23 protein-coding genes are annotated in these 25,318 nt (G+C 71.1%); 11 read left to right on the plus strand and 12 right to left on the minus strand.

The features are described from left to right. Positions 1-108 precede the first annotated feature (108 nt). Entirely contained in the window at positions 109-996 is an 888-nt protein-coding gene (locus MQN93_RS18755; RefSeq protein WP_242710390.1) for an oxygenase MpaB family protein, read from the plus strand. A 68-nt stretch (positions 997-1,064) separates the two neighbouring features. Here MQN93_RS18755 and MQN93_RS18760 read toward each other — a convergent pair whose 3' ends face one another. Beyond that, positions 1,065-1,499, minus strand: coding sequence for an ATP-binding protein (locus MQN93_RS18760; protein ID WP_242710391.1), 435 nt, complete (start codon positions 1,497-1,499; stop codon positions 1,065-1,067). Between the two features lie 304 nt (positions 1,500-1,803). Between MQN93_RS18760 and MQN93_RS18765 the strand changes: the two genes are divergently transcribed. From MQN93_RS18765 to MQN93_RS18775, 3 genes are read left to right on the plus strand one after another with little or no spacing between them, the layout of a single operon-like run. Beyond that, positions 1,804-3,582 carry a SpoIIE family protein phosphatase gene (locus MQN93_RS18765; RefSeq protein ID WP_242710392.1) on the plus strand — a complete coding sequence of 593 codons (1,779 nt, stop codon included), beginning with the start codon at positions 1,804-1,806 and terminating at the stop codon, positions 3,580-3,582. Continuing rightward, the gene (locus MQN93_RS18770) at positions 3,555-4,235 is read left to right on the plus strand and encodes a TetR/AcrR family transcriptional regulator (RefSeq protein ID WP_242710393.1); all 681 of its coding nucleotides are present in this window, start codon (positions 3,555-3,557) and stop codon (positions 4,233-4,235) included. Before MQN93_RS18765 ends, MQN93_RS18770 begins: the two co-directional genes overlap by 28 nt. A gap of 33 nt (positions 4,236-4,268) precedes the next feature. Then, positions 4,269-4,877 (plus strand): TIGR03086 family metal-binding protein, encoded by a 609-nt coding sequence (locus MQN93_RS18775; protein WP_242710394.1) that lies wholly within the window; start codon positions 4,269-4,271, stop codon positions 4,875-4,877. Between the two features lie 5 nt (positions 4,878-4,882). Here the strand turns inward: MQN93_RS18775 and MQN93_RS18780 are convergent, their stop codons facing one another. Beyond that, the gene (locus MQN93_RS18780) at positions 4,883-6,286 is read right to left on the minus strand and encodes an MFS transporter (RefSeq protein ID WP_242710395.1); all 1,404 of its coding nucleotides are present in this window, start codon (positions 6,284-6,286) and stop codon (positions 4,883-4,885) included. Between the two features lie 95 nt (positions 6,287-6,381). On the opposite strand from MQN93_RS18780, the gene MQN93_RS18785 reads away from it, so the two are divergent. Beyond that, the gene (locus tag MQN93_RS18785) at positions 6,382-7,326 is read left to right on the plus strand and encodes a sigma-70 family RNA polymerase sigma factor (protein WP_242710396.1); all 945 of its coding nucleotides are present in this window, start codon (positions 6,382-6,384) and stop codon (positions 7,324-7,326) included. Between the two features lie 12 nt (positions 7,327-7,338). On the opposite strand, the gene MQN93_RS18790 is transcribed toward MQN93_RS18785, so the two are convergent. Both MQN93_RS18790 and MQN93_RS18795 read right to left on the minus strand, forming a co-directional pair. Further along, positions 7,339-7,929 carry a hypothetical protein gene (locus tag MQN93_RS18790; protein ID WP_242710397.1) on the minus strand — a complete coding sequence of 197 codons (591 nt, stop codon included), beginning with the start codon at positions 7,927-7,929 and terminating at the stop codon, positions 7,339-7,341. Between the two features lie 50 nt (positions 7,930-7,979). Further along, a complete protein-coding gene (locus MQN93_RS18795; RefSeq protein ID WP_242710398.1) occupies positions 7,980-8,741 on the minus strand; it encodes a sulfite exporter TauE/SafE family protein in 762 nt (253 codons plus the stop codon). An 83-nt stretch (positions 8,742-8,824) separates the two neighbouring features. On the opposite strand from MQN93_RS18795, the gene MQN93_RS18800 reads away from it, so the two are divergent. Together MQN93_RS18800 and MQN93_RS18805 are read left to right on the plus strand one after the other, a co-directional pair. Beyond that, positions 8,825-9,808, plus strand: coding sequence for a LysR family transcriptional regulator (locus MQN93_RS18800; protein WP_242710399.1), 984 nt, complete (start codon positions 8,825-8,827; stop codon positions 9,806-9,808). 32 nt (positions 9,809-9,840) lie between these two features. After that, complete coding sequence (locus MQN93_RS18805; protein WP_242710400.1) at positions 9,841-10,803, plus strand: squalene/phytoene synthase family protein; 963 nt, start codon at positions 9,841-9,843, stop codon at positions 10,801-10,803. Here the strand turns inward: MQN93_RS18805 and MQN93_RS18810 are convergent. Then, complete coding sequence (locus MQN93_RS18810) at positions 10,791-11,699, minus strand: DMT family transporter (protein ID WP_242710401.1); 909 nt, start codon at positions 11,697-11,699, stop codon at positions 10,791-10,793. The genes MQN93_RS18805 and MQN93_RS18810 overlap by 13 nt on opposite strands. A 145-nt stretch (positions 11,700-11,844) precedes the next feature. On the opposite strand from MQN93_RS18810, the gene MQN93_RS18815 reads away from it, so the two are divergent. Continuing rightward, positions 11,845-12,459 (plus strand): TetR/AcrR family transcriptional regulator, encoded by a 615-nt coding sequence (locus MQN93_RS18815; protein WP_242710522.1) that lies wholly within the window; start codon positions 11,845-11,847, stop codon positions 12,457-12,459. A 12-nt stretch (positions 12,460-12,471) separates the two neighbouring features. Here the strand turns inward: MQN93_RS18815 and MQN93_RS18820 are convergent, their stop codons facing one another. Continuing rightward, positions 12,472-13,401, minus strand: coding sequence for a DMT family transporter (locus MQN93_RS18820; protein WP_242710402.1), 930 nt, complete (start codon positions 13,399-13,401; stop codon positions 12,472-12,474). Between the two features lie 39 nt (positions 13,402-13,440). Between MQN93_RS18820 and MQN93_RS18825 the strand changes: the two genes are divergently transcribed. Both MQN93_RS18825 and MQN93_RS18830 read left to right on the plus strand, forming a co-directional pair. Further along, positions 13,441-13,947 carry a MarR family winged helix-turn-helix transcriptional regulator gene (locus MQN93_RS18825; RefSeq protein WP_016430514.1) on the plus strand — a complete coding sequence of 169 codons (507 nt, stop codon included), beginning with the start codon at positions 13,441-13,443 and terminating at the stop codon, positions 13,945-13,947. A 162-nt stretch (positions 13,948-14,109) separates the two neighbouring features. Next, complete coding sequence (locus MQN93_RS18830) at positions 14,110-15,471, plus strand: alkaline phosphatase (protein WP_242710403.1); 1,362 nt, start codon at positions 14,110-14,112, stop codon at positions 15,469-15,471. Between the two features lie 104 nt (positions 15,472-15,575). Here the strand turns inward: MQN93_RS18830 and MQN93_RS18835 are convergent, their stop codons facing one another. The 6 genes from MQN93_RS18835 to MQN93_RS18860 form a co-directional block, all read right to left on the minus strand. Then, on the minus strand, positions 15,576-16,931 hold the full coding sequence (locus tag MQN93_RS18835; RefSeq protein WP_242710404.1) for a family 43 glycosylhydrolase: 1,356 nt from the start codon (positions 16,929-16,931) through the stop codon (positions 15,576-15,578). After that, positions 16,928-18,397: a glycoside hydrolase family 43 protein gene (locus MQN93_RS18840; RefSeq protein WP_242710405.1), complete on the minus strand. Its 1,470-nt coding sequence runs from the start codon at positions 18,395-18,397 to the stop codon at positions 16,928-16,930. Before MQN93_RS18840 ends, MQN93_RS18835 begins: the two co-directional genes overlap by 4 nt. Before the next feature lie 57 nt (positions 18,398-18,454). Further along, complete coding sequence (locus MQN93_RS18845; RefSeq protein ID WP_242710406.1) at positions 18,455-19,396, minus strand: carbohydrate ABC transporter permease; 942 nt, start codon at positions 19,394-19,396, stop codon at positions 18,455-18,457. Between the two features lies 1 nt (position 19,397). After that, positions 19,398-20,303: a carbohydrate ABC transporter permease gene (locus MQN93_RS18850; protein ID WP_242710407.1), complete on the minus strand. Its 906-nt coding sequence runs from the start codon at positions 20,301-20,303 to the stop codon at positions 19,398-19,400. A gap of 35 nt (positions 20,304-20,338) precedes the next feature. Further along, the gene (locus MQN93_RS18855; RefSeq protein ID WP_242710408.1) at positions 20,339-21,682 is read right to left on the minus strand and encodes an ABC transporter substrate-binding protein; all 1,344 of its coding nucleotides are present in this window, start codon (positions 21,680-21,682) and stop codon (positions 20,339-20,341) included. Positions 21,683-21,745: 63 nt separating this feature from the next. Then, complete coding sequence (locus tag MQN93_RS18860; RefSeq protein WP_242710409.1) at positions 21,746-23,569, minus strand: glycoside hydrolase family 2 protein; 1,824 nt, start codon at positions 23,567-23,569, stop codon at positions 21,746-21,748. 244 nt (positions 23,570-23,813) lie between these two features. Here MQN93_RS18860 and MQN93_RS18865 point away from each other — a divergent pair, with 244 nt between their 5' ends. Further along, positions 23,814-24,827, plus strand: a complete 1,014-nt coding sequence (locus MQN93_RS18865) for a LacI family DNA-binding transcriptional regulator (RefSeq protein ID WP_242710410.1) — start codon at positions 23,814-23,816, stop codon at positions 24,825-24,827. The last annotated feature ends 491 nt before the right edge of the window (positions 24,828-25,318 follow it).

Raw genomic sequence — 25,318 nt, forward strand, 5'->3', positions numbered from 1 at the left:
GCCCGCGGGACCCGCTCGTGCGTGTCCGCGCGACACTGGAGACCGGCCCCGCGCCGTGCGGTGACGCGACCGACCAGGAGGACCGACCAGGAGGAAGGCCCCGCGTAGATGAGACTCATACGATCCGGCGGACCCGACCTGCGACAGCAGCTGGGCAAAGGCCTGTTCGCCCGTGTCGCCGGCCCCGACGGCCCCCGCAACCGCGCCCGTATCCATGGCGCCCCGGGCCCGCGCTGGTTCGGACCGGAACGCCCGATACGCCGGGTGCACGGCGACGCCTCGATGTTCATCGGCGGACTGTCCGCCCTGCTGCTGCAGTCCCTCCACCCGCTCGCCATGGCGGCGGTGGCGGGCCACTCCGGGTATCGCGGAGATCCCTGGGGCCGGTTGCAGCGCACCAGCACCTTCCTGGCCACGACCACCTTCGGCACTGAAGCACACGCACAGCAGGCCTGTGCGCAGGTCCGGGCCGTGCACGAGCGGATCCGCGGGGTCACCGTCGACGGCGACGCCTATCACGCCGCCGATCCCCATCTGCTCGCCTGGGTGCATGCCGCCGAGATCGACAGCTTTCTACGGGCGCATCAGCGCTACGGCACGCAGCCCCTCTCCGAGGAGGGCTGCGACGCATACGTCGCCGACACGGCCCGCGTCGCCACCGAGCTCGGCGTACTCGATCCGCCGCGCAACCGCGCGGAGCTGGCGCGGCTGCTCGCCGACTACCGTCCGGAGCTGCGGGCCTCGGCGCAGGCGCGGGACGCCGCACGCTTCCTGCTCCTGAATCCGCCCGTACCGGCGGCGGCCCGGCTCCCCTACGCCGTCCTGGCCGCCAACGCCGTCTCCCTGCTGCCGTCCTGGGCCGCCCGGGAGCTGAACCTGCCACGGCTGCCGATCCTGGACGAGTGGTGCGTACGACCTCTGGGAGTGGCCGTCACCTCCGCGGTGCGCTGGGCAATGGCACCTCTTCGTCCGGCGACGGTCTCAAGTGGGGGCTGAACGGCTTCGGTCGTCACGGGGGCAGTGAACGGCTTCGGTCGTCACGGCGGCAGAGTCCGAACCCCCGTTCAGCCGCCCAGCCCGTGCGGCGGTTCGTCGAAGAGCGCGAGGCGGGCCGTGATGCGTTTACCCACGGGCTCACGCCGCGCCTCGAAGTCGCGCACCACCGCCATGACGATCTCCAGGCCGTGCTGCCCGATCCGTCCGGCGTCGGCGGCGCGGGCCCAGGGAAGCGCCGGATCGGTGTCCCACACCTCTATCTCCACCGTGGCGCCGTCGATGTGCAGATGCAGCAGCGCCGGTCCGGGCGCGTACTTCAGCGCGTTGGTGATCAGCTCGCTGACCACCAGCTGGGCCAGGTCCACCGCGCGGGACGCCACCGGCAGCCCCCACTCGGCCCGGGCCCGCGTCAGGAACTTCACCGTCTCGTTGCGCGCGTCGGCGATACAGCCGTGCGCCCCGTCGAGGGCGATGGTCACATCCGCTGGCGCGGCATCCGGCATGTGGAGACACTCCTCGGGCGGCACAGGCTCCCTGCCGATCATCTGCAGTACCCCGTTCATGGGCGCGCGGCTACCCCGCAATATCCGCGGTACTCCTGAGCCACAGGAAAATGTATGCGCCGTCACACGCGGGCTGGGCCGCGCGGGTCGGGTGTGACCTCTGCGTACGTCCCCGGACCGACTGCAGACGGGCGTCTCGACGCACCACCATGACGTTTCAGCCGCCCGGAGGGGCACATATGAAAGGGCACGAGGATGTGTGCGGCGGGAACGGGCAGCGGCCGATCGGCAGGGAGGCGAGACGATGGCAGGGCGGAAGGACGCGCAGAGCACGCGGAAGCACCCTGCGGGCACAGTCTCCGGCGACCTCACGAGTGCTCTGGAGGCCATCAGGGCCGGTGCCTACGTCGTGGACGAGGAAGGCTGCATCATCGCGGCCAACAGCAGCGCCGAACGGCTCCTGGCCCGTTCCGTCGAGCAGCTCGTCGGCCAGGACGCACACGACCTGCTGCACCGCGGGCCGCACGGCCGCCCGCTGCCGAGGACCCAGTGCACGATGCGCCAGGCCTTCCACGCCGGGCACACGGCGCAGTCCGACGAGGACTACTTCGCCCGCGCAGACGGCTCGCTGCTGCGCATCTCCTGGCTGCTCACCCCGTACGCCTTCGGCGACATCAGCGCCACGCTGGTCGTCTTCCACGGCGCAGAGCCCGACAAGGACGACGGCCCGCGGCCGGAGCCGGTGACCGGGACCCTCAACGAACTGGAACGGCTGACGCTGCTCGCCGAGACCACCACCCAGCTGACCTCCACCCTCGACGTCGACGAGGCGCTGCGCCGGCTGGTGGCCCTGCTGGTGCCCAGGCTGGCGGACTGGGTGGTCATCGACCTGATCACCGACCTCGACGAGGTGTGGCGCGCCGTCGTGGTCCACGCCGAGGACGGCGTCCTGGTGCACCGCGACGATCTGCAGGGCCCCATGCCGCCGGTCCCGCAGACCTCGCAGATGCCCCTGTCCAGGGCCCTGCGCGGCGTCGCCGCGACCCTGGCCGGGCCGCAGACCTACGAAGGGGTGCCGGACTCCGGGATCGCGGTCGAGCAGCGCCAGCTGTTCGAGGCCACCAAGATGCACTCCGTCGCCATCGCCCCCATCCGCAGCACGCGTGAGGTACTGGGCGCGCTGACCGCGGGCCGCTCCGAGAACCCGGTGGCCTTCCACCCCGCGGACCTGCCCCTGATCGAGGACATCGCGCGCCGCGCCGGACTCGCCCTGGACAACGCCCGGCTCTACCAGCGCCAGCGCAAGGTCGCCGAGACCATGCAGAACCATCTGCTGCCCCAGATGCCGGGCGTCCCGGGCCTGCAGATGACCGCCCGCTATCTGCCCGCACCGCACGCCTCCCAGGTCGGCGGAGACTGGTACGACGCCTTCCCCCTGGCCGACGGGTCCACCGCGCTGGCCATCGGGGACGTGGTCGGCCATGACCTGGAGGCCGCGGCGGGGATGGCGCAGGTGCGCAACATGCTCCGCGCCTACGCCTGGGCCCAGGAGGAGCCGACCGGCAGGATCGTGGAGCGGCTCGACGAGGCGGTCCAGCACATCACCGACGTCGACATGGCCACCATGATCTTCGCCCGGATCGAGGCGATGGACGACGGCACCTGGCAGCTGACCTGGACCAACGCGGGTCATCCTCCGCCGCTGCTGATCAGCCGCGACGGTCTGGCGGACTATCTCACCGACGGTCACGGCATCCTGCTGGGCACCGGCGCCGGACGGCAGCGTACCGACGCCACGGCCTCCCTCGCGCCCGGATCCACCCTGGTGCTGTACACCGACGGTCTCATCGAGGACCCGGGCCTCACCCTGGACGTGGGCCTGGAGCGGCTGCGGCGGCATGCCGCCGCTCTCGTCCACCGTCCCCTGACCTCCTTCACCGACCAGCTCCTGAACCGCGTCCGCCCCGCACGCAACGACGACGACGTCGCGCTTCTCGCCCTGCGCACCCCTCACCGGGGCCGGAATCCGGGGGGCCCGCGCGCAGGCGGTGAGCGATGCCGCGCGTTACTGTTCCCGGCGTGACAGGCGAGGGCATATCCACGGGGCGTCCGGACGGCCGACCGGACGGGCGGGTCGAACGCGGCAACCGGACACGGCAGTCGGTGCTGGAGCGCACCGTCGCGATCGCGTCGGTGGAGGGACTCGAAGCGCTGTCCGTCGGCCGGTTGGCGACGGAGCTGGGGCTCAGCAAGAGCGGCGTCTTCGCGCTCTTCGGCTCCAAGGAGGAGCTGCAGCTCGCCACCGTCCGGGAAGCGGGACGCATCTTCGCCGAGCGGGTGATCCGGCCGGTGGAGGAGGAGCCGGCGGGCGTGCGGCGCGTGTGGCGGCTGTGCGAGGCATGGCTGGAGTACTCGCGGGGCCGGGTCTTTCCGGGCGGCTGCTTCTTCTACGAGATCATCGCCGAGTTCGACGCCAGAACGGGGCCGGTGCACGACGCGGTCGTCAAGGCCCAGCGGGACTGGTCGGCCTACGTGGAGCGCACCATCGCCGAGGCGCGTGACGCGGGCGAGCTGCACGCCGACCTCGACGTACCCCAACTCGCCTTCGAACTTGTCGCGTTGATGGAGATGGCCAACGGGGTCGCCGTCCTGCACGGCGAGGAGACGGCTTACCGCCGGGCGCGGACGGGGATCGCGGCACGTCTTCGGAGCGTGACGGTCGACGAAAACAACTAGCACGACCGTTCGTACAGTTCTACGCTCGGGCCCATGACTGTCACTGGAGCGGACATCACCGGAGCGGACATCGTCGAGTTGGACCGGATCGCCGTGCGGGAGGCGGTCCGGGTGGTGGATCTGGCGGCGAGCGACGACTGGGAGCGGGACACTCCGTGTGCGGGGTGGACGTTGCGCCGGCTCGTGGCGCACATGACGGCTCAACACCATGGCTTCGCGGCCGCCGCGCGGGGTGCGGGGCAGGATGCCGCCCGTTGGCGTGAACCGCAGGACATGAGCGAGCCCGCGCGGATTCATCGGTCGGCTGCCGCGGACGTACTCGACGCCTTCGGTGAACCGGGGGCGGACGAGCTGGAGTTCGCGCTGCCGGAACTGGGCGGGAGCTTTCCGGGACAAAGGGCGATCAGCTTCCATTTCGTCGACTACGTGGTGCACTCCTGGGACGTCGCCACCACCCTCGGCGTAGGGGTGGAGCTGCCGGACGACGTGCTCCGTGCCGCACTCGCCGTCGCCCGGCGCGTCCCGACCGACCCGGCTCGCAGGGGGCCCGGCTTCGCCTTCGCCCCCGCGGTGGAAGTGCCCGCGGGGGCCGGACCGCTGGAGGAGACGCTGCGGTTGTTGGGGAGGGTGCCCAAGCACTGAGCGGATCAGCGCTTCGCGGTCAGCACCGGTGCCGGAGTCTTGGTCGACGATGTGGTGCGGCTACGAGACGGGATGCCCAGGGCGGCGATCGCACCCGCCAGGGAGAGGGCGGCGCTGACCGCCATGGCCGCGGTGAATCCGTCGGTGAAGGCGGTCGGTGCCGAGTAGCCGCCGGACCTGCTGAACACCAGCGCCAGTACGGCGACGCCGAACACGCCGCCCAGTTGGCGGCCGGTGTTGTAGACGCCGGACGCCTTGCCGATCTGGTCGGGGGCGACGGCGTTGAGCACGGCGGTCTGCGTGGCAGGCATGGCCATGCTCACGCCGGCACCGGCGATGAGCATGGGGGCGACCAGCTCCCAGTACGGCACGGAGGGGGTGGCGGTGAGCGCGAGCCATCCCATGCCGGCCGCCTGCAGGGCCAGCCCGAGCGCGGCGAGCGGTCGGGCGCCGACACGGCCGGTCAGCCGTCCCGCGACGGGTGCCACGACCGTCACCGACGCGGTCCAGGCCAGCAGATGCAGCCCGGACGCCAGCGGCCGGTCGCCGCGCCCGGTCTGGAAGTACTGCGCGGCGAAGAACAGCGACCCGTAGAGGGAGGCGTAGAGGAACAGCGCGGCGGTGTTGCCCGCCGCGAAGCCGGGGAGCCGGAACAGGCCGAGCGGCATCATCGGCTGATCGGCGACCCGCTGCTGGCCGATGAACGCGGCCGTGCAGGCGGCACCCCCGAGCAGGGTGCCGATCACCTCCGCGCTGCCCCAGCCGGCGGCCTGTGAGCGGATCAGCCCCCACACCAGCCCGAGCGCGGCACCCGTGACCACTGCCAGGCCTGCCGCGTCCACGCGTCCCGCGGCGCCCCGGCTCTCCGGCACCCGGCGCAGGACCAACGGGATGACGGTCAGGCCGATCGGCAGGTTCAGCCAGAAGATCCACTGCCAGGCGAGCCGCTGGGTCACGGCGCCGCCCACCACCGGACCCGCGACCACCGCGAGTCCCGTCAGCCCGGCGAACAGGCCGAGCACGCGCGGCCGTTCGGCCGGCGGATAGGCGGCGCTGAGCAGGGCCATCGCCAGTGGCATCACCAGAGCGGCACCGGCGCCCTGCGCCGCCCGGGCCGCGATCAGCCAGCCCGCACCGGGCGCGAGCGCGCAGGCCGCCGAGGCGGCGGTGAACAGCACGAGCCCCATCGTGAAGATGCGCCTGCGGCCGAACCGGTCGCCCAGTACGGCACCGGTCATCAGGAGAACGGCGAAGGTCAGGCTGTAAGCGTTCACCGTCCATTCGAGCTGTTCGATCGACGTGTCGAGATCGAGCCGGATCCGGCTCAGTGCCGTCGTCACGACCGTGGCGTCGAGCGCCACCATCACCGAGGCCGCGGAAGCGAGCCCCAGAACCCATTTTCTGTCCATGCCAGTACCGACCGGCGGCCTCTTTCGATTGGCCGGGCCCGACCCGACGAATTCCGCGGGCCCGGCGGGTCTGTACAAGAAAGGGAGGAAAGCGCGTGACCGTGATCAAACAGCAGCATGACGAGTTCGTCCGCCTGACCGGGCCGCTGAGGCGTGAACTGCTGACCCACTGCTATCGGATGCTGGGGTCGCTGCAGGACGCCGAGGACCTGGTGCAGGAGACCTATCTGCGGGCCTGGCGCTCGTACGGCGAGTTCGAGGGCCGGGCCTCGCTGCGCACCTGGCTGTACCGGATCGCCACCAACGCCTGTCTCAACGCCCTGCGGCACGGCAGCCGCCGGGTGCTGCCCGCGGGTCTCGGCGCCCCCGCCACCGATCCGACCGCACTGGCGCAGCGGCAGCCGGAACTGCCCTGGCTGGAGCCGATCCCCGACGAGCGCGCCGATCCCGCGGCCATCGTGAACGGACGGGCCGGTCTGCGGCTGGCCCTCATCGCCGCCCTGCAGCATCTGCCTCCGCAGCAGCGGACGGTGCTGATCCTGCGTGACGTGCTGGCCTGGTCGGCGGAGGAGGCCGCCGAGGTGCTCGGGGTCAGCCCGGCCGCGGTGCACAGCACGCTGCAGCGTGCCCGGGCGCGGCTGGACCGGCTGGCCCCGGACGCCGACGAGATCGCCGAGCCCACCGAACAGGAGCAGCGCGAGCTGCTCGACCGCTACGCCGACGCCTTCGAACGGGCCGACATCCCCGCACTGACCCGCCTGCTGACGGAGGACGCGGTCTGGCAGATGCCGCCCAACCCGTCCTGGTTCTCCGGGCGTTCGCAGGTCGTCGGACTGCTCACAGCCCGACTGCATCGCAAGCAGGCACGGCTGATCCCCGTGCGCGCCAACGGCCAGCCCGGATTCGCCATGTATGCAGCAGGTGAGGCCTTCTCCGTTCAGGTCCTCACCCTGCGCGGTCCGGCGATCGCCGAGGTCACGGCCTTCCATGACGCCGATCTCGTACGCCGTTTCGGGCTGCCCGCGCGTATCGGGCACTGACCGCGTCCTGCCTTAGGCGGTCGCTAGCGGGCCTGCTCCCAGGCCCCCGGACACCGGCGCGGCACCGAGGTCGTCGTCCCCGTCCCTGTGGCGCAGGACCCAGTCGTCGAGGTCCAGGGCCGCTTCCAGGGGTTCTCTGATCAGGTGGGACCGCCACCATGCGAGGTCGCCGGGGACGTTTGCGGCGTCGGGCGTGCCCGCGGCGTCGGGGGCGTTCGTGGCGCCAGTGCTGCTCGCGGCGTCGGGGCTCGCGGTCGGGTGCAGCGCCTGCCGGAAGCGGGTCTCGGCCGGGGCGAACCGCTGGTGTGCTGCGTGGGCCGAGGTGCCGGTCGCGGCGCCGACGGTGTCCCAGGTCGCGCCTCCGGCGCGTTCGAACACGACGGCGGCGTCGAGCAACCGGTGGGCGGCCAGCAGGACTTGGGCTGCGCGGGCCAGCGCGGCACCCGGTGTGCCCGGGGTGCCGTCGCGGCTCAGCTCCCGCTCGTCGATCGGCACGGCGGCGCGTGCCAGGTCGGACAGCTCGCAGGCCTCGTAGGCCATCGCCAGCCGTGCCCGCGCCGCGTCCGAGAACGACGCCGCGGCTTCGATGTCACCTGCGCTCATGGTGTTTCAACACCCCACCTTCGCTCATGCCGTCACCGCTCCCCCGAGCGTCAGCCGCGTACGAAATACAGGACGGTCATGGTCACGGCGCTGGTCAGGATGACGCTCCGCAGCAGCCAGGGAGGAAGCCGGCGCGCGAGGTGCGCTCCGCCCGCACCGCCGGCCACCGCTCCGATCAGCAGGGCCGCGAGGAAGTGCGCACTGCTCAGCGCGTCGGAGGCGACGACGAAGAGCGCGGTCGCACTGAGATACACGGCCGCGAGCTGTGTGATCCGCATCGGGTTGGCGGCGGCCGTGTCGAGTCCGAGGCCGATGCTCCACAGGGCCATCATCATGATGCCTACGGCTCCGCCGAAGTATCCGCCGTACATGGCGAGGACCAGCTGACCGATCAGAACGGCCGTGGAACTCATGCCGAGCGGCCGGCCCAGCGCATCGCTCAGGGCGCGCGAGACATGGCGTCCGAATGCGAGGAGGACCGTCGCGAAGGCGAGCAGCCACGGCACCGCAGCCTCGAACGACGAGGCGGGCAGCAACAGCAGGACGCCCGCTCCGATGCCCCCGCCCACCACGCTCACACACGTCAACGCCCAGGTGGGCGCTGGCCCTACGGGTATGTGATCACGCCGGTACACCCAGGCACCGGCCACCGCGCCCGGCACGAGAGCGATGGTCGAGGACGCGTTCGCCGTCACCGGTGACAGACCGACGGAGACGAGCGCGGGCAGGGCCACGAAGGTGCCTCCCCCGCCCACGGCGTTGAGTGCACCGGCGACACAACCGGCAAGAAGGAGGAGCAGCAACGGCGACATCTGCCGAGCATCTCCCCGTGACGGCAGCGCTCACAATGCGTAATCCGCGCACGCAGCCTAAGGCTGTGCCTTAGGCTGAGGGAGTGCGTTACGACCTGGACGACCTTCGGCTCTTCCTCGGCATCGTGGACGAGGGGTCGATCACCGGTGGCGCCCGCCGGATGCATCTGAGCCTGCCCTCCGCCAGCGCCCGGGTGCGGGCCCTGGAACATCACGCAGGGGTGGACCTGCTCGTCCGCGGTCGACGCGGTGTGCGGCCCACGCCGGCCGGGACGACGCTGGCCCGGCACGCGCGCGAGGTGCTCGCCCAGACGGCGCGGCTCGACAGCGCCGTGGCGAGCTACACCCGTTCTCCGGCAGCCCCGTTGATCCTGCTGGGCGGCGGCTCGGCGATGCACCAGCTGGTGCCGCAGGCGCTGGTCTCGTTCCTGCGGGCGCATCCGGACGTGGATGTGGCGGTCTCCGAGAGCCGCACCCCGGACACCGTGCGCCTGCTCACCGACGGTGAGGCGGATCTGGGGGTGCTCGTCGGTGACGAGGCCCGTGACTGCGGTCTGCGGACGGAGTTCCTCGGCGACGACTCGCTGGTGGTGATCGGGCAGGCCGGCGGGATCCTCGCCGGGCGCAGCGCGGTCACGTACACCGAGGCCGCGGAGCATCCGATGGTCGGTCTCGCCGCCGGTTCGTCGTTGCGCCGCTGGATCGAGACGCATGTGGGTCCGCATGCTCCGGCCGTGCGCCATCGCACCACCGTCGCCGGGCTGAACCAGGTGGTCGCGCTCGCCGCCGCCGGTGTCGGACTGGCCGTCGTGCCGCGCCGTGCCATCGACCCTCAAGTGTCGCTCGACGTCTGCGAGTTGCAGGATCCGTGGGCCCACCGCGACCACCTGCTCGCCTGGGGCGTCAAGGAGGACGACCGCCGTGCAACCGCCACCCGGGCTCTGGCCCGCCATCTGCGTGAGGCGGCCCTTTCCGAACCGTCCGGCCGTACCGCCCGCCGAGAGCCGGCGGACCGGGACGTGGCTCCCGGCGCTCGGCAGGAGCCCGATACGCTGACGCGCCCCTGACCGACGCAACGGCCCGCAAGCCAAGGAGACATGTGAGCAGGTGGTCGACCGCCCTGGACCAGTGCGGCATCAGTGATCCCGCTCTGCGCAGGGACTACGGCCTGCAGCGCTCGGCGGTCCGGCGGTTCGCACCGGCCAAGTACCTCGCGGTCCGGCTGCTCCTCCCGCCGCGGCTGCACCCCTCCGTGGTCGCGGCCGTCGCGTTCATGCACGAGACCGACGAGCGCATCGACAGTGGGGAGACGAGCGCCCGGCAGGCGGCGCTGCGCTCCTGGGACGAGCAGGTCACGGCCGCGCTCGGGCAGCAGGTCCGCGCCGAGCAGCCCGCGCTGCCCGTGTTGAGGGCCCTTGGGGACACCGCTCGCCGGCATCCGTTCATGGCGGCGCGCGTGCGGGACTTCCTCGACGGTGCGCCGACGGAGGTCGCCTGGTCCGGCTTCGACACCGAGGACGCATTCCAGGCGTACGTGGACAGTTATTCCTTGCCCGCCCTCATGCTCACGGCCTCGCTGCTCGAACTGTCGCCATCCGCCGACAAGTTGACGTTCCGGGACGGCTGCAGGACCTTGATCGAGGCCATGCAGCGGATCGACTTCCTGGCGGATCTGTCCGAGGACGCCGCCGAGGGCCGGATCGGTGTTCCGTGTGACACGCTGGCCCGATTCGGCCTCGACACCACGGACCTGACGCGCGGGTCGGGCGATCATCTCCCCGCCGTCGAACGTCTGGTCACCGCCCAGGCGCGTCTGGCCGCCTCCGCGCTGGACTCCTGCCGGGACCTCCCGCACCTCGTCGAACCGGAGCAGCAGCCGTTTCTCGAAACGCTGATCGCGGTCCAGCACCTGCGTCTGCGGGACGTGGAGCGCAGGGGTGCCGCGCTGCTGACACACGGCGCGCGTCCGGACGTACTCGCGACCGTAGGGCTGCTGGTGCGCCAACACCGAGCTGCTCGACGACGGCGGCGTCGACCGGGACCGCGGCGTCAGTCCGGGTGAGGCCGGCGGACAGGGCCTGACCTGCCGCGCTGCACGACGACGACTGCCGCGAGCGTCACGGCCAGCCCCAACAGGGCCTGCAGGCCGAGCGGTTCGCCGAACATGAGGGCTCCCCAGACCGCGGTGACGGGGGCCATCAGGAACATGAGCGTGTTGACCTCGGTGACTCCCGACCGCCTCAGGATGAGCCAGTAGAGCCCGTACCCGCCGAAGGTCGACAAGGCGACCAGCCAGGCGACGGCGGTCCAGAACGCGATGTCGGAAGGCGGCGTCATGGTGCCGGTGCAGGCCGCCAGTGCCGTGAAGAGCACGGCGCTGGTGAGGCAGTGCACGGTCATCGACACCGACGGTGCGACCGGCGTACGCGACCTGTTCTCGATGAAGGTGGCCGCGACCAGGGAGAGCATGCCGAGCAGCGGGATGAGGTACGCCCACCACGCGTCGGCGGTCCCGGTGGCCGCGTCGGCGCTGGTGACCACCGCGACTCCCGTGAGCCCCAGACACAGGCCGACCCACTGCCGGGGAGCGACGTACTGACGCAGCAGCGGTCCCGCCAGGGCACCGGCGACCAGGGGCTGGACGCCGTCGATCAGGGCCGTGGTGCCGCTGGAGACGCCGAGTTGGATGGCGTAGTAGACGGTGAGCAGATAGCCGCTCTGCGAGAGCAGCCCGACGAGGCACTGGCGGCCGAGGTCCGGCAGCGTGGGACGGGCCGAGCGAGCGGCGCGGGCGGAGCGAGCGGCGCGGGCCGCGCTCGCGGCGAGCAGGATCACGACCAGCGGCAGGAACCGCCACATCAGCAGGGTGGCCGCCGGTGCGCTGCCCGAGCCGAGCTTCGCCCCGATGAACCCCGAACTCCAGCAGAGCACGAAGGCGACCGAGAGCAGGATGTTCACTTCGCCTCCGAACGTCGGACCAGACGACTAAACAGATCGGTATACTCGCCGCCCACTATACAGATCTGTATACTCGGGAGGCATGGATGGACCGGAAGCAGTGCGGTCGGAAGCGATGCAGGTGCAGGGGGTGCGTCGGATCGACATGACACCGGCGGCGCGCCGGGCGCTGGAAGCCGCGGCGCGGCTCTTCTACGAGCACGGGATCCACGCCGTCGGCGTGGACCTCATCGCGGCGGAGGCCGGGGTCACCAAGAAGACCCTCTACGACCGGTTCGGCTCGAAGGAACAGATCGTCGTGGAGTACCTCGCGGACCGCGACGAGCGGTGGAGGGCGTTCCTCGCACAACGGCTCGACGAGGCGGGACCCGAGCCGCGGGACCGCGTGGCGGCCGTCTTCGACGCCTCCCGGGACTGGGTGCGCCGGCACAGCGCCAAGGGCTGCAGCATGGTCAAGGCGCATGCGGAGATCAGTGATCCCTCGCATCCGGCGCACCCGATCATCGTCGGGCAGAAGCAGTGGATGCTCGGCCTGTTCACCGACCTCCTGACGGACGCCGTACCGGCGGGCTCCGACCGGTTGGCCCGGACGCTCATGCTGCTCCACGAGGGGGCGCTGGTCGCGCACGGCCTGGCCATCTTCCCGGACCCCATCGGTCACGCCCGCGAGCAGGCGGAGGCCGTCCTCGACGCGGCCATCAGCGACCGCCCGCTCGCAGCACGCCGACCGGGGAAGCAGACCGCTCCGGCCGGGACGTAGGCCGCGTCACCGTCATGCGCCGTGACCGGTGCGGGCGCCGGTGGACGCCGGCGCGCGGGGCGCCGGGTCGGGCACAGCCACCGTCTCCCGCGCGCGCTCGCCCACCGGTCGGCCGAGCACGACCCCGGTCAGGACCAGGGCAAGTCCGCCCGCCTGCTGCAGGGTCAGGGCCTCACCGGCGACGACCGTACCGAGCAGGACACCGGTGACGGGGTTGAGCAGCCCGACCAGTCCGACGGTCGCGGCGGGCAGTCGGCGCAGTCCGGCGAACCAGGCGGCGAAGGCGAGCGCCGTGGCCACCGTCGTGACGTACCCGAAGGCGAGAGCGGCGGACGCGTCGAGGGCGGGGGGCGCTCCCTCGACGGCGACGGCGACCGGCAGCAGGAGCAGGCCGCCCGCGATGAGCTGCCAGGAGGTGGCGGCGAGGACGTCGACCTGGTGGCTCCAGCGCTTGGCGAGGATGTATCCCAGCGACGACAGGATCAGCGCCGAGACCGAGGCGAGCACACCGAGCGCGTTCACTCGCGTCACACCGGTGAGCAGCATGAGACACACGCCCACGATCCCGGCGGCCGAGCCCACGAGGTGGCGTGGCGCCGGGCGCTCGGCCAGGAGCGGCCACGCCGTCAGCATCATCACCAGCGGTGACGTCGCCATGATCGTCGAGGCGAGGCTCGTGGGGAGCAGTTGGGCGGCGACGTAGACGAGGAAGAAGAAGACGCCCGTATTGAGCGCGCCGAGGACCAGCGACTTCCACCACCAGGAGCCGTGCGGGCGCCGGCGGGCGACCGCCAGCAGCAGGGCGCCGGCGGGCAGCGCCCGGATGACCGCTCCGTAGAGCGGATCTCCCTCGGGGAGGAACTCGTGGGTGACGTAATAGGTGGTGCCCCAGGCCACGGGAGCGATCGCCGTGACGGCCGTCCAGCGCAAGGTAGCTTCCATGGAAGGTAATATAGCTTCCTTGGAAGATATAGTGAAGCCATGGCTGACGACCTCGACCATGTGGCCCGGATCCAGGCGGAGTGGGCGCGCGAACGCCCGGACGTCGATGTGCGCCCGCAGGGCGTGATCGGCCGCCTCCATCGCCTCGGCGGGCTGCTCACCGAGCAACTGTGCGTCGTCTACCGGCGGTTCGGCCTCAGCGAGGGTGATTTCGACGTACTGGCCACGCTGCGGCGCGCCGGTGAGCCCTACGAGCGGGCCCCGAGCGAGCTGTCGGAGCACACCATGGTGACCACCGGCGCCATGACCAAGCGGATCGACCGGCTCGAGCGCGCGGGCCTGGTGAGCCGACGGCGCTCCGAGACCGACGGCAGGGGCCGCGTCGTCGCACTGACCGATGCCGGACGGGAGCTGATCGACGCGGCCTTCACCGAGCACATGCGCAACGAACGGCGCCTGCTGGACGCGTTGACCGCCGAGGAGGCGGCACACCTGGAGGCACTCCTCACGGCCTGGCTCGGCCGGGTGGAGCCGCCGCAGTCGTAGCGCCCCCGCCGCGTCCGGCGCGGTCCCGCGCTTGTGTCATGTCCCGGTTGTGGGAACTCGACCATCCATTTACCCCTGCTTTGCCCATGCCTGGTGGTGTGGCCGTCGTTGGTCACCGCACGCACTCATGCGGGACGCCGGACGTTTCAAGGAGCGCAGTTCATGCCCAGACTCACCCGCCGCCTCACGATCGCCACCGCCGTGGTCACCGCGACCTCCGCCGCCGTGGCCGTCACGACCGCCGCCGGCGCCTTCGACAGCTCGCAGCACGTGAGGAACGCGATCCAGGGCGGGAAGGCGAAGAACGTCATCCTGCTCATCGGCGACGGCATGGGCGACTCGGAGATCACCCTCGCCCGGGACTACACCGTCGGCGCCGACGGCCGCCTGAACATGGACAGGTTCCCGCTCACCGGCGCCTACACGACGTACGCGGTGCACCAGGACGGCACGCCGGACTACGTCACCGACTCCGCCGCCAGCGGCACCGGCTGGGCCACCGGCGTCAAGACGGTCAACGGCCGTATCTCCAAGACCCCGGGCAGCGACCGGCCCGTGCGCACCATCCTGGAGCTGGCGCAGAAGAACGGCTACGCCACCGGCAGCGTGACGACGTCCGAACTCACCGACGCCACCCCGGCCGTGCTCGCCTCGCACGTCACCGACCGGTCCTGCCAGGGCCCGGCCGACATGGCGAACTGCCCGGCCGACACCATCGCGGCCGGCGGACCCGGCTCGATCGCCGAGCAGTCCGTCAACCACAAGGTCGACGTGCTGATCGGCGGTGGCAAGCAGCGCTTCGACCAGAAGGTCACCGACGGCACGTACAAGGGCCTGACCGTCACCGAGCAGGCGCAGCGGCTCGGTTACCAGGTCGTCACCGACAGCGCGGGCCTGAAGTCCGTGAAGTCCGGCAAGCCGGTGCTGGGCCTGCTCGCCTCCGGCAACGTGCCCGTGGAGTGGACCGGCAAGGCCGCCGCGGTCGGCGGCACCGACCCGCAGCGGTGCGTCACCTCCAACCCGGGCCGCCCCTCGACGACCCCGAGTCTCGCGGACTCCGCCGCCAAGGCGATCCAGCTGCTGGAGGCCAAGCAGCGGTCCAAGCACTCCAAGCAGGGTTTCTTCCTGCAGATCGAGGGCGCCTCGATCGACAAGCAGGACCACGCCGCCGACCCCTGCGGCCAGATCGGCGAGACCGCCGCCTTCGACCGCGCGGTGAAGGTCGCCCGCGACTACGCCGCCAAGCACCCCGACACCCTGGTGGTCACCTCCGCCGACCACGGCCACACCAGCCAGATCGTGCCGCTGGAGGCCACCCCGCCCGGCCTGTCCTCCACCCTCGTCACCGACGAGGGCCAGCAGCTGAAGGTCAACTACTCGACCAACACCCCGGGTCAGTCCCAGGAGCACACGGGCACCGAGGTCCGTATCGCCGCGCAGGGCCCGCTGGCCTACCGTGTCCTCGCCGTCACCAACCAGACCGACCTGTTCACGACGATGCGCGAGGCCCTGCGTCTGCGCTGAGGCCGGTGGAGCTGACGAGGGGGCGACTTGCCGTTGGTCTCCCCCTCGTCCTGCCGCACCAGGCAGATGCCCGTCCTGTCACGTCGGACGGGTGCGATCCGCCGTCAGGCGACTTCGATGCTGTCCAGTTCCGCGTACAGCTCGCCCTTGCCGAGACGGATCGTGTTCCAGCCCTCGTGCAGATCGACGGAGACCGCCGTGTACTGCCAGTTGTCCCAGCCGGTGTACGGGTAGCGGACCTCGCCCGCGGCGGTGCCGTTCACGGTGAGGCGGTGCGAGGAGCTCGCGGGTGAACCGGCGGAGTTCAGGGAGCCGTTGCCGTAGCGGACCGTGAGGGTGTGCGATCCGGTGGCGGGGGTGAAGACCGAGAACTCCACATAGCTGTCGTCGTTGTCGATGTGCCCGACGGCCCGGCCGTCCAGCGCACCGGCGGCGTCCCGTACGGCGGCGTCGTGCACCGACGCGTTCTCCGCCTGGTAGATCACCTTGCTGCCGTCGACGACCGGATAGCCGTTCGCCCAGCCGAGGTCCGCGACGTACAGGGAGCGGTGGGTGCGGTCGGCGTTCCAGCCGTGGAAGACGATCCGGTCGCGGCCGTCGGGTCCGGTCACCACGTCCTGTCCGCCGGGTCCGTGGACGGTCCCGGAGAAGGAGTCGGTGGTCATCAGCGGGGCGGCGGCCTTGGTGTACGGGCCGGTGAGGCTGTCGGCCACGGCGTAACTCGTCTTGTAGCGGTCGTCGCCGTAGAAGTCCGCCGAGTAGAACAGCACATAGTGACCCGCCCGGTTGACCAGGGTCGACGCCTCGACGAGGCCGCCCTCCCAGGAGCGGTCCTGGCGGATCAGCGGGACGGCACTGCCGGTGGTGCGGGTGCCGTCCCAGGCGACCTCCTGCAGATACAGCCAGGTGTCCTGGCCGCAGCAGTTGCCGTCGTTCTTCCACAGCAGATAGCGGTGGCCGTTCTCGGTGTACGTCGACGGGTCGATCGCGCCGCCCTGTGCGGCCGGGCACACCAGCGGAGCGTCACCGACCGGGCTGAACTGGCCGTCCGGGGACGCCGATCGGGCCACCCCGATGCACTGCCGGTCGCTCGCCCGGTCCCGGGCGACGTAGTACATGGTGAAGCCGGCGCCGTTGTCGAAGACGTCGGGCGCCCACACCAGGGAGCGCTCCGGCTTCGCCCAACTACCCACTCCTGCAAGGGCGTCGGTGGAGGCCATCGTCCAGTGCAGCAGGTCGGTGGAGGTGGCGTGCTGGATGTACTTGCCGTCGGAGTTGGTGGAGTAGGCGTGATAGGTGCCGCCCACCTGCACCACGTCGGGGTCGGCGAAGTCCCGGTCCATGACGAGGCGGGCGCCGTCCGAGGCGGCCGCGGGTGACGCGGTCAGGCCGAGCGTCGCGGCGGCCAGGACCGTCACGGTCGCGGCGAGACGTCCGAAGTGCCGTATGAATGCGCTCACTTGGTGTACACCTCCGCTCTGTCGATGCTCACGAACGCCGCCTGGGAGGAGGCGTTGCGCTCGCCGGTCACCCGGACCCGCAGGGTGTGCCGGCCGGACGCCAGCTTGGGACTGAGGTACTGCAGGGTCTCTCCGGTGCGGATCGAGCCGTAGAAGTCGACGCGCTGCTCGGCGCCGCCATCGACGCTGATCGCGGCGATGCCGTTGCCGGTGTCGCGGACGGAGAGCAGGGCGATCCGGGTGCCGGTGAAGGTGAAGGTCGCGGTGTCGCCCGCCTGGTCGATCCAGTGGTCGTCGCCCCAGAAGCACTGGGTGGCACAGCCGGTGCCTGAGTTCCAGGTGCCGGTGTAGGCGAGAGTGCCGTCACCGCTGGAGCGGCCGTCGTCGTTGATCCAGTACGTGCCCGAGCCGGGGTCGCCCGACGGCAGGTCCTGGGTCGCGCCCATGGCGAGCGGCCGGCCGAGGTTGGGGCTGCCGTCGGCGTTCCAGGTGATCTTCTGGGCGCGGGTGGTGCGGTCGGTGTAGGTGTACGCCGAGGTCGACTTGGCGTGGTAGACGATCCAGTCCTCCGTGCCGTCCGGAGAGCGGAAGAAGGCGTGGTGGCCGGGGCCGTAGACGCCGTGGTCGTCGGCGCGCGAGAAGACCGGGCCCGAGTGCTGCTGCCAGTTGGCGGGCACGAGCGGGTCGGCGCCGTCGGCCAGCGACATCATCCAGACCTGGTAGTCGGGCTTGCCGGTGTCACAGGTCGAATACGTCATCCACGTACGGCCGTTGCGGTTCAGGAACTCCGGTCCCTCGCGGACCTCGGCGCAGCCGCCCGCGGCGTTGATCGCGACCGCGTCGCCGGAGACCGTGTAGGGGTTGGACATCGGGGCGATGTTGATGCCGTTGTGCTGGTACTGGTTGATGCCCGCGTAGGCGAGATACAGACGGCCGTTGTGCTGCAGGATGCCCGGGTCGATGGCGAAGTCGGAGGCGTGGTTGGGCGGGGCCAGCTTGGCCTTGAAGTGGTAGGAGCCGGCTGGGTCGTCGCCGTCGGACTCCAGGACGTAGATGCGGTGGTGGTCGTCGGTGCCGTCGTCGGCCGTGTAGTAGAGGTACCAGCGGTTGCCGAAGCGGTAGAACTCCGGTGCCCAGATGTGCTGGTTGCGGGAGGCGTCGCTGTCCGTCCACACGGTGACGGGGTCGGCGGTCAGCAGGGTGCCGAGCGAGGGCGAGCGCCACATGCGGATGCTGTCACCCTGGGTGGTGGTCAGGTAGTAGTTCCCGTTCCAGTTCGTCATGAACGGGTCCGGGCCGGTGTTGAGCGGGTTGCGGAAGGTGCCCGCCGCGGCCTCCGCCTTCGCCGGCGCGGAAGGGGGCGCGGCGGGCCGGGCGGAGGCCGGTGCGACGGCGACGAGTCCGAGCAGCACGGCCAGGAGCGAGAGGACGGCCGTGAGGGGGGTGATGCGCGGTCTGACGCGCATGGACGGCTCCTTTACATCGATGTAGGCGAGTGCACGGTTCGAAGTGTCCCAGCGACCTCACTGACCGCCCAGACCCGTTGTGGCCACGGACTTGACGATGTGTCGCTGGAAGAACACGAAGACCACGACCAGCGGCAGGGCCGCGAGAACGGCGGAGGCCATGGTCTGGGCGTACTGGATGCCGTAGGCGTCCTTCACCGAGGTGATGCCGACCGGCAGGGTCATCAGCGCGGGGTCGGACGTCGACACGAACGGCCACAGGAAGTTGTTCCACGCCCCGATGAACACGAAGATCCCGACGGCCGCCAGCATCGGCCGGGACAGCGGCAGCAGCACCGACCAGAAGATCCGCCAGTGACCGGCGCCGTCGATGCGGGCCGCCTCCTCCAGTTCGTCGGGCAGCGAGTCGAAGTGCTTCTTCAGGATGAACACCATCACGGGCGCCACGGTCTGCGGCAGGATCACCGCGGCGTAGGTGTCGAGCAGATGCAGGGTGAGCATCTGCTGGAACCACGGCACGATCAGGATCTGCGGCGGCACCAGCACGGCCGCGACCGTGAGCACGAACAGCGGGCGCCGGGCGGGGAATCGGGTGCGGGAGAAGGCGTATCCGGCCATCGCCGAGACCAGCACGGTGATCACCGTGACGGCGGCCGAGATGAGCAGGCTGTTGAGCATCCACAGCGGCAGGTCGCCGCGCTCCCACACGGTGCTGAAGCCGTGCAGCGTGAAGCCGTGCCGGGGCCAGAACCAGTGCGCGGGATCGCTGGCGTCGGCCTCCGACTTGAACGCGGTCAGCAGCGCCCAGGAGGCCGGCAGCAGCCACACCAGCGCCAGGACCGCGAGAGCGCCGAGGGCGAGCACGCGGCTGACGCGGTTCTCGCCGAGGGTGAGGTTGGTCCGGCCGCCGCGGGCGCGCCGGGTGATGGCCAACTCCCTGATGGGGCCCGCTGCTTGCGAGGCCGGGGCGGTGCGGACGGGCAGCTCGGTGGAGGTCATGTCACTTCTCCCGGCGGCGGAGGGCGGCGTACTGGGCGGCGGAGGCGATCAGGACGAGGGCGAAGAAGACATAGCTGATCGCCGAGGCGTAACCGAGCCGGTAGCCGGTGAAGCCGATGTCGTAGACGTACTCGACGATCGGGCGGGTGGAGCCGTTCGGGCCGCCCTTGGTGAGCAGATAGATCTGGTCGAAGACCTTCAGGGAGGCCAGGATCTGCAGGACGGTGATCACCACGGTGATGCGGGACAGCTGGGGCAGCGTGATCGACCACAGGCGTCGCCAGGCACCGGCGCCGTCGAGGGCGGCGGCCTCGTAGAGATGGTCCGGGACGGCCTGCAACGCGGCCAGATAGAGCAGGAAGTTGAAGCCGACCGTCCACCACAGTGTGGCCAGGGCGATGGCCCACATGGCGACCGACTCGTCGCTGAGCCAGGCCACTTGGCCGAGGCCCACCACGTCCAGCAGATGGTTGTAGAGGCCGAGGTCGGGCTGGTACAGCCACATCCACAGCAGGCTGACGACGCCGACGGGCAGCAGGTAGGGGGCGAAGAACGCCAGCCGCCACACCCATTGGCCGGGCAGGCCGGTGTGGACGAGCAGCGCCATCACGAGCGCGACCAGGACCAGCGGCACGGTCGAGATGACGGTGAAGAACACGGTGTGGCCGAGGGCGCGCCACATCTCGGCGTCCCCGAACGCCTCGGTGAAGTTGTCGAGGCCGATGAAGCTCGGGGCGTGGGCCGACAGGGAGGTGTCGGTCAGGCTCATCCACAGGCCCTGGACCAGCGGCCAGACCATGAAGACGGCGAACAGCACGAGGAAGGGCAGCGCGAACAGCAGGCCGGGCGGGACCGCTCGGCGCACGGGCGTGGCCCCGGGGCGGGGCGCGGCATGCGGAGAGGACATCGTTGTGCTCCTGGGCGAGGGGGTGCGCGATCGGGTCAGGCCGGGCTGGGCTTGGACAGGAAGGTGTTGAGGCGGCGCACCATCGCGCGCGCCGCACGGTCGGGGGCGAGGCCGTCGTGCAGGGCCTGCTGCAGGACCTGCGACATGGCGTTCTGGAAGTCGGAGCCGGCGCCCGCGAACCACGCGGTGGGGTCGAGGACGACATGGTCCTGGGCCTGCGCGTAGTGGGACTGGGGCTTGAGACGGTGGTAGGCGGCGGTGCGGGTGACGGGGCCGTAGGCGGGGATGTGGCCCGCGGTGGCCCAGATCTGGCCGGCCTTGAGCAGGGCCGCGACGGCGCGGTGGGTGCGGCGGCGGCGCTCGGGGTCGAGGTCGGGGTGGCGGGGCAGCACGAAGGAGTGCGAGTCCGCGTAGATGGCGGGGGTGTCGAAGACGGTGGGGAACGGTGCGGCGCTCACCTTCGGATCCGCGGCGCGGAACGTGCCGAGTTCCCATTCGCCGGAGAGGATCATCGCGGTCTGGCGGTTGGCGAAGGCCGCGATGGCTGCCGGGTAGTCGAGCCGTCCCGGGTTGACCTTGCCGTCGCACAGCTTCGCCATGAAGGCGATGACCTCGGTCATGCGGTCGATGTCGACCTTCGCGGGACCGCCCTCGGGCAGTTCGAAGATGCCGCCGGTCTGCTTGTAGAGGCCGTAGAACAGGCGCCAGCCCTGGGCGGTGTCGTTGACGTAGCCGAAGGCGACGCCCTGCTTGCCGGATGCCTTGGCGAGTTCCTTGCCGGCGGCGAGGAAGCGGTCGGGCGAGGAGAAGGCGTCCGCGTCCAGCGTGCCGTCCTTGGTGAGCAGGCCCGCCTTGGCGACCGGTTCGGGGTGGAAGAAGACGATGAAGGGATGGGTGTCGAGAGGGACGGCGTAGGTGTGTCCGCGGTACTGGGTGCGCGCCCACACGGCGTCGGTGAAGTCGTCGCGCCTGATGCCGTATTCGGCCAGCACGTCCAGGTCCCACGGGTCGAGCAGCCCGGAGGGCGCATAGCCGGCCAGCCGTGACATGTGCGCCACGGCGACGTCCGGGCCGCGCCCCCCGGCGGAGGCCATGGCGAGCTTGGTGTAGTAGGGCGTTCCCCACTCCAGGACGGTGCGCTCGATGTGCGTGCCCGGCATGTCGGGGCCCGCGGCGCGCACCATGTCGTTGAGCAGACCGCCGTCGGCGCCGCTGAACAGGTCCCACAGGCGGACGGTGGATGCGTCGGCGGCCTGCGCGGACCCGCAGCCGCTGAGCGCGCCGGCGCCCAGGACGGCCGTCCCGGTGGCGAGCGCGGCGGTGAGCGCACGGCGCCGGGTCAGGCCGGGGGGACCGACGGGTGCGGGTGTGCCGGTCATGGTGCTCCCTCTTTACATCGATGCAAGTTCTGGGCAGGGGTGTGTGCTTCGTACGAAGGGGTGCTACGGGGTGTTCCCGTACGCCGCCGGACGCGTCTGGGCCCGGTGCAGCCGTGCGGTGTCGAGCTTCTCGGAGCGGTCGAAGCGGTAGACGCCGTTGCGCTCCTGGAAGACGTCGGTGAGCTGGGTGTAGCAGTAGCCGAACATGTCCGCGTCGTCGAGCAGCACCGCGGTCAGCCCGGCGAAGCGCTCGATGAACTCCTCCTCCGTGTACGGCCGTTCGCCGTACCCCCAGGAGGCGTCGCGCTGGTCGCCGGCCGCGGCCGCCGCCTCGGGGTCCCACCAGATGCCGCCGAACTCGCTGCAGAAGTACGGCTGTCCGCGGTACGGCACCGACCAGGGCCGTCCGTCGGGCGCGGCGTTGACGTACGGCCGGTCCTCGGCGAGCCCGGACATCGCCTTGGCGAACGCGGCCGGGTCCTGCTCGTAGCAGTGGGAGTCGTAGACGTCGGTCTCGGCGACCCGGTGGGCGTAGCCGGAGGCGTCGATGACCGGGCGGGTGGCGTCGGCCTGCTTGGTGGCCAGGAACATGGCGCGGGTGACGTCGTCGAGCCGGGTGATGCGGTCGTGCAGCGGCTGATAGGTCTCGTTGAGCGGGCACCAGCCGACGATCGAGGGGTGCGAGTAGTCGCGTTCGAGTGCCTCCAGCCACTGGGTGACGTACGAGGCGTCGGGGCGCTGGTTGTCGTCGCGGACGCCGGTCTCGCAGCCCCAGTCGCCGAACTCGCCCCAGACCAGGTAGCCGAGCCGGTCGGCGTGGTACAGGTAGCGCTCCTCGAAGACCTTCTGGTGCAGCCGGGCGCCGTTGAATCCGGCGCGCAGGCCCAGTTCGATGTCGCGCGCCAGGTCGGCGTCGGTGGGCGCTGTCATCAGGCCGTCGGGGTAGTAGCCCTGGTCGAGGACGAGGCGCTGGAAGACGGGCTCGCCGTTGAGCAGCAGCCGCTTGCCGCGGACGGAGACCGAACGCAGACCGGCGTAGGAGGTGGCCGTGTCCACGATCTGCCCGTCGGCGTCGAGGAGTTGCAGGGTGAGGTCGTACAGGTGCGGGTCGGCCGGTGACCACGGGCGCAGCCGGTCGGCGGGCACGGTGAGCACCAGGCGGGGCGCGAGGTCGAGGTCCGCGCGGGTCTCGGTGGTGACGATCTCGCCCCGGTCGTCGGCGAGGGTGACGCGCACCCGGTGGCCGGGGAGGTTCGCGGTCAGCGGCAGTTCCAGGTGGAAGGAGCCGGAGGCCAGGTCGGGGGTGATGCGTGGGCGCCCGAGGGCGGCGGCCCGCGGGACGGGCTCCAGCCAGACGGTCTGCCAGATGCCGGTCGTACGGGTGTAGTGGCAGTGGGAGTTGGCGTACCAGGTGGCCTGCTTGCCGCGGGCCTGGACGCCGTGGCGGCTGTCGCGGGCCCGTACGACGAGCGTCAACTCCTGTCCTGCGACGGCCACTTCGCCGAGGTCGGCGGTGAACGGGGTGAAGCCGCCCCGGTGCCGGGCCACCTCGACGCCGTCGGCCCACACGGTGGTGTCGTGGTCCACGGCGCCGAAGTGCAGCAGGACCCGGGAGTCCGCCCAGTCCTCGGGGACGGTGACGGTGCGCCGGTACCACACGGCTTCGAGGAAGTCGGTCTCGCCGATCCCGGACAGCGTCGACTCCGGGCAGAACGGGACGACGATGCGGTCGTCGAGCTCGCGCTCGCGCAGTCCTCGTTCGAGCCCGGTGTCGGACCGGTCGATCTCGAACTGCCACTCGCCGTTGAGGTTCAGCCAGGCCTCGCGCACGAACTGCGGCCTGGGGTACTCCGGGCGGGGCGGATCCGAGGGACGGGGGGAGGGCATGGGTCTCCTTGCGCCTTGTGGTGGTGCTGGGCTTGCGCCGTGCGGTGCTGGGGTTGCGTTGCGGGTGGTGGGCTTGCGTTGCCTGGTGGTGCTGGGGGCTTGCGTAGTGGGGTGGTGCGGGTTGGTGCGGCGCTATGTCACCATGGCGATTACATCGTTGTAAATGGGTCGGCAGAAACCGGTTCGGCCCGCAAGCGATTTCTGGTGGTCGGTACGATCACGGGCAGGCGGAAGGAAGAACAGCGTGGCGGCCAGACCCAGGATCAAGGACGTGGCGGAGTACGCGGGTGTCTCGCCCAAGACCGTCTCCAACGTGATCAACAACTTCGAGCATGTCTCGGAGCGGACCCGCGCCGCCGTCCAGGAGGCCATCGACGCCCTCGGCTACCGCGTCAACATCGCGGGGCGGCAGCTGCGGCAGGGCCGTACCGGCATGATCACCCTTGCCGTGCCGGAGCTCGACGTGGCGTACTTCGCCGAGCTGGCCAAGCATGTGATGGCCGAGGCCGACGCCCGCGGACGGACCGTCCTGATCCACCAGACCGGCGCCGTGCGCGAGCGCGAACTGGCGGCGCTGCACGGCTTCGACGCCCAGTTCTCCGACGGGCTGATCCTCAGCCCGCTCGCCCTGCACCCGCGTGACCTCGCCACCAGGGACCGGCGCCTGCCGGTGGTGCTGCTCGGCGAGCGTCCGGCCGAGGGCGGCACCGACCATGTCGGCATCGACAACGTCACGGCGGCCCGCGAGGCGACCGAGCACCTGCTGTCCCGGGGGCGCCGCCGCATAGCCGTCATCGGCGGCGCCGTCCGCGGCCGCCAGGGCACCGACCGGCTGCGCACCGACGGGTACCGCGAGGCCATGGAGAAGGCCGGACTGCCGTTCGAGCCGGACCTCGTGCTCCCCGTGGACGCCTACCACTGGCGGGACGGGGCCCGTGCCGCGGCCGCCCTCATGGAGCGCAACCCCCGCCCCGACGCCCTGCTGTGCCTCAACGACCATTTGGCCCTGGGCGCCCTACGAGCCCTCCACGACCTGGGCCGCTCCGTACCGGGCGACCTCGACGTCATCGGCTTCGACGACATCGAGGCCTCCCAATTCAGCGTGCCCAGCCTCACCACCGTCGCCCCGGACAAACACCAGATCGCCCGGGCTGCGGTGGCGTTGCTTCTGGAACGTATTGAGGCGCCGGATGCGGTGGAGTTGCGGGATCAGGTGGTGGGGCATCGGGTGATCGTGCGGGAGAGCACCGGGGGGTGAGGCTTCCCTCCGGGGGTGCTTCCCTCCGGGGGTGGGCGATTGACGTGGATGGGCCCCTGGGGGGCGGCGGGCCGAGCACGGGCGACGGATGCCGAAGGCACCCTCACGACGTCGGCCCTCCCGCTGGCCTCACCGCCTCCGGTACGCCCGGCCGTCGCAGCCACGCGATCAGGCAGGAATGAAGTTTCGGGTCATCGCGCGGAAGACCACTGGCGATTGGCGCCAAATGGCGCCGTCACGACGCCGCCCCCGCTCCCCTTACTGCCCCACACGTCCGGGCCGCCGCCCCGCCACTCGCTCACGCAGGACTGCCAGGTCCTTACTCCTGGGACGCATCGACGCACCGGACGCGGTGGAGTCGACAGACCAGGTGGTGAGGTTCGGGCGATCGTGCGAGAACCATCGGGGGGTTGAAGCCCCCTCCGGTGCGGGCGATCGACGCGGATGGGCAGGTAAGTGCGGCGGGCCAGGCAGGGGCGACGGACGCCGAA

Source organism: Streptomyces spinosisporus, assembly GCF_022698145.1.
GTDB classification, from domain to species: Bacteria; Actinomycetota; Actinomycetes; order Streptomycetales; family Streptomycetaceae; genus Streptomyces; species Streptomyces spinosisporus.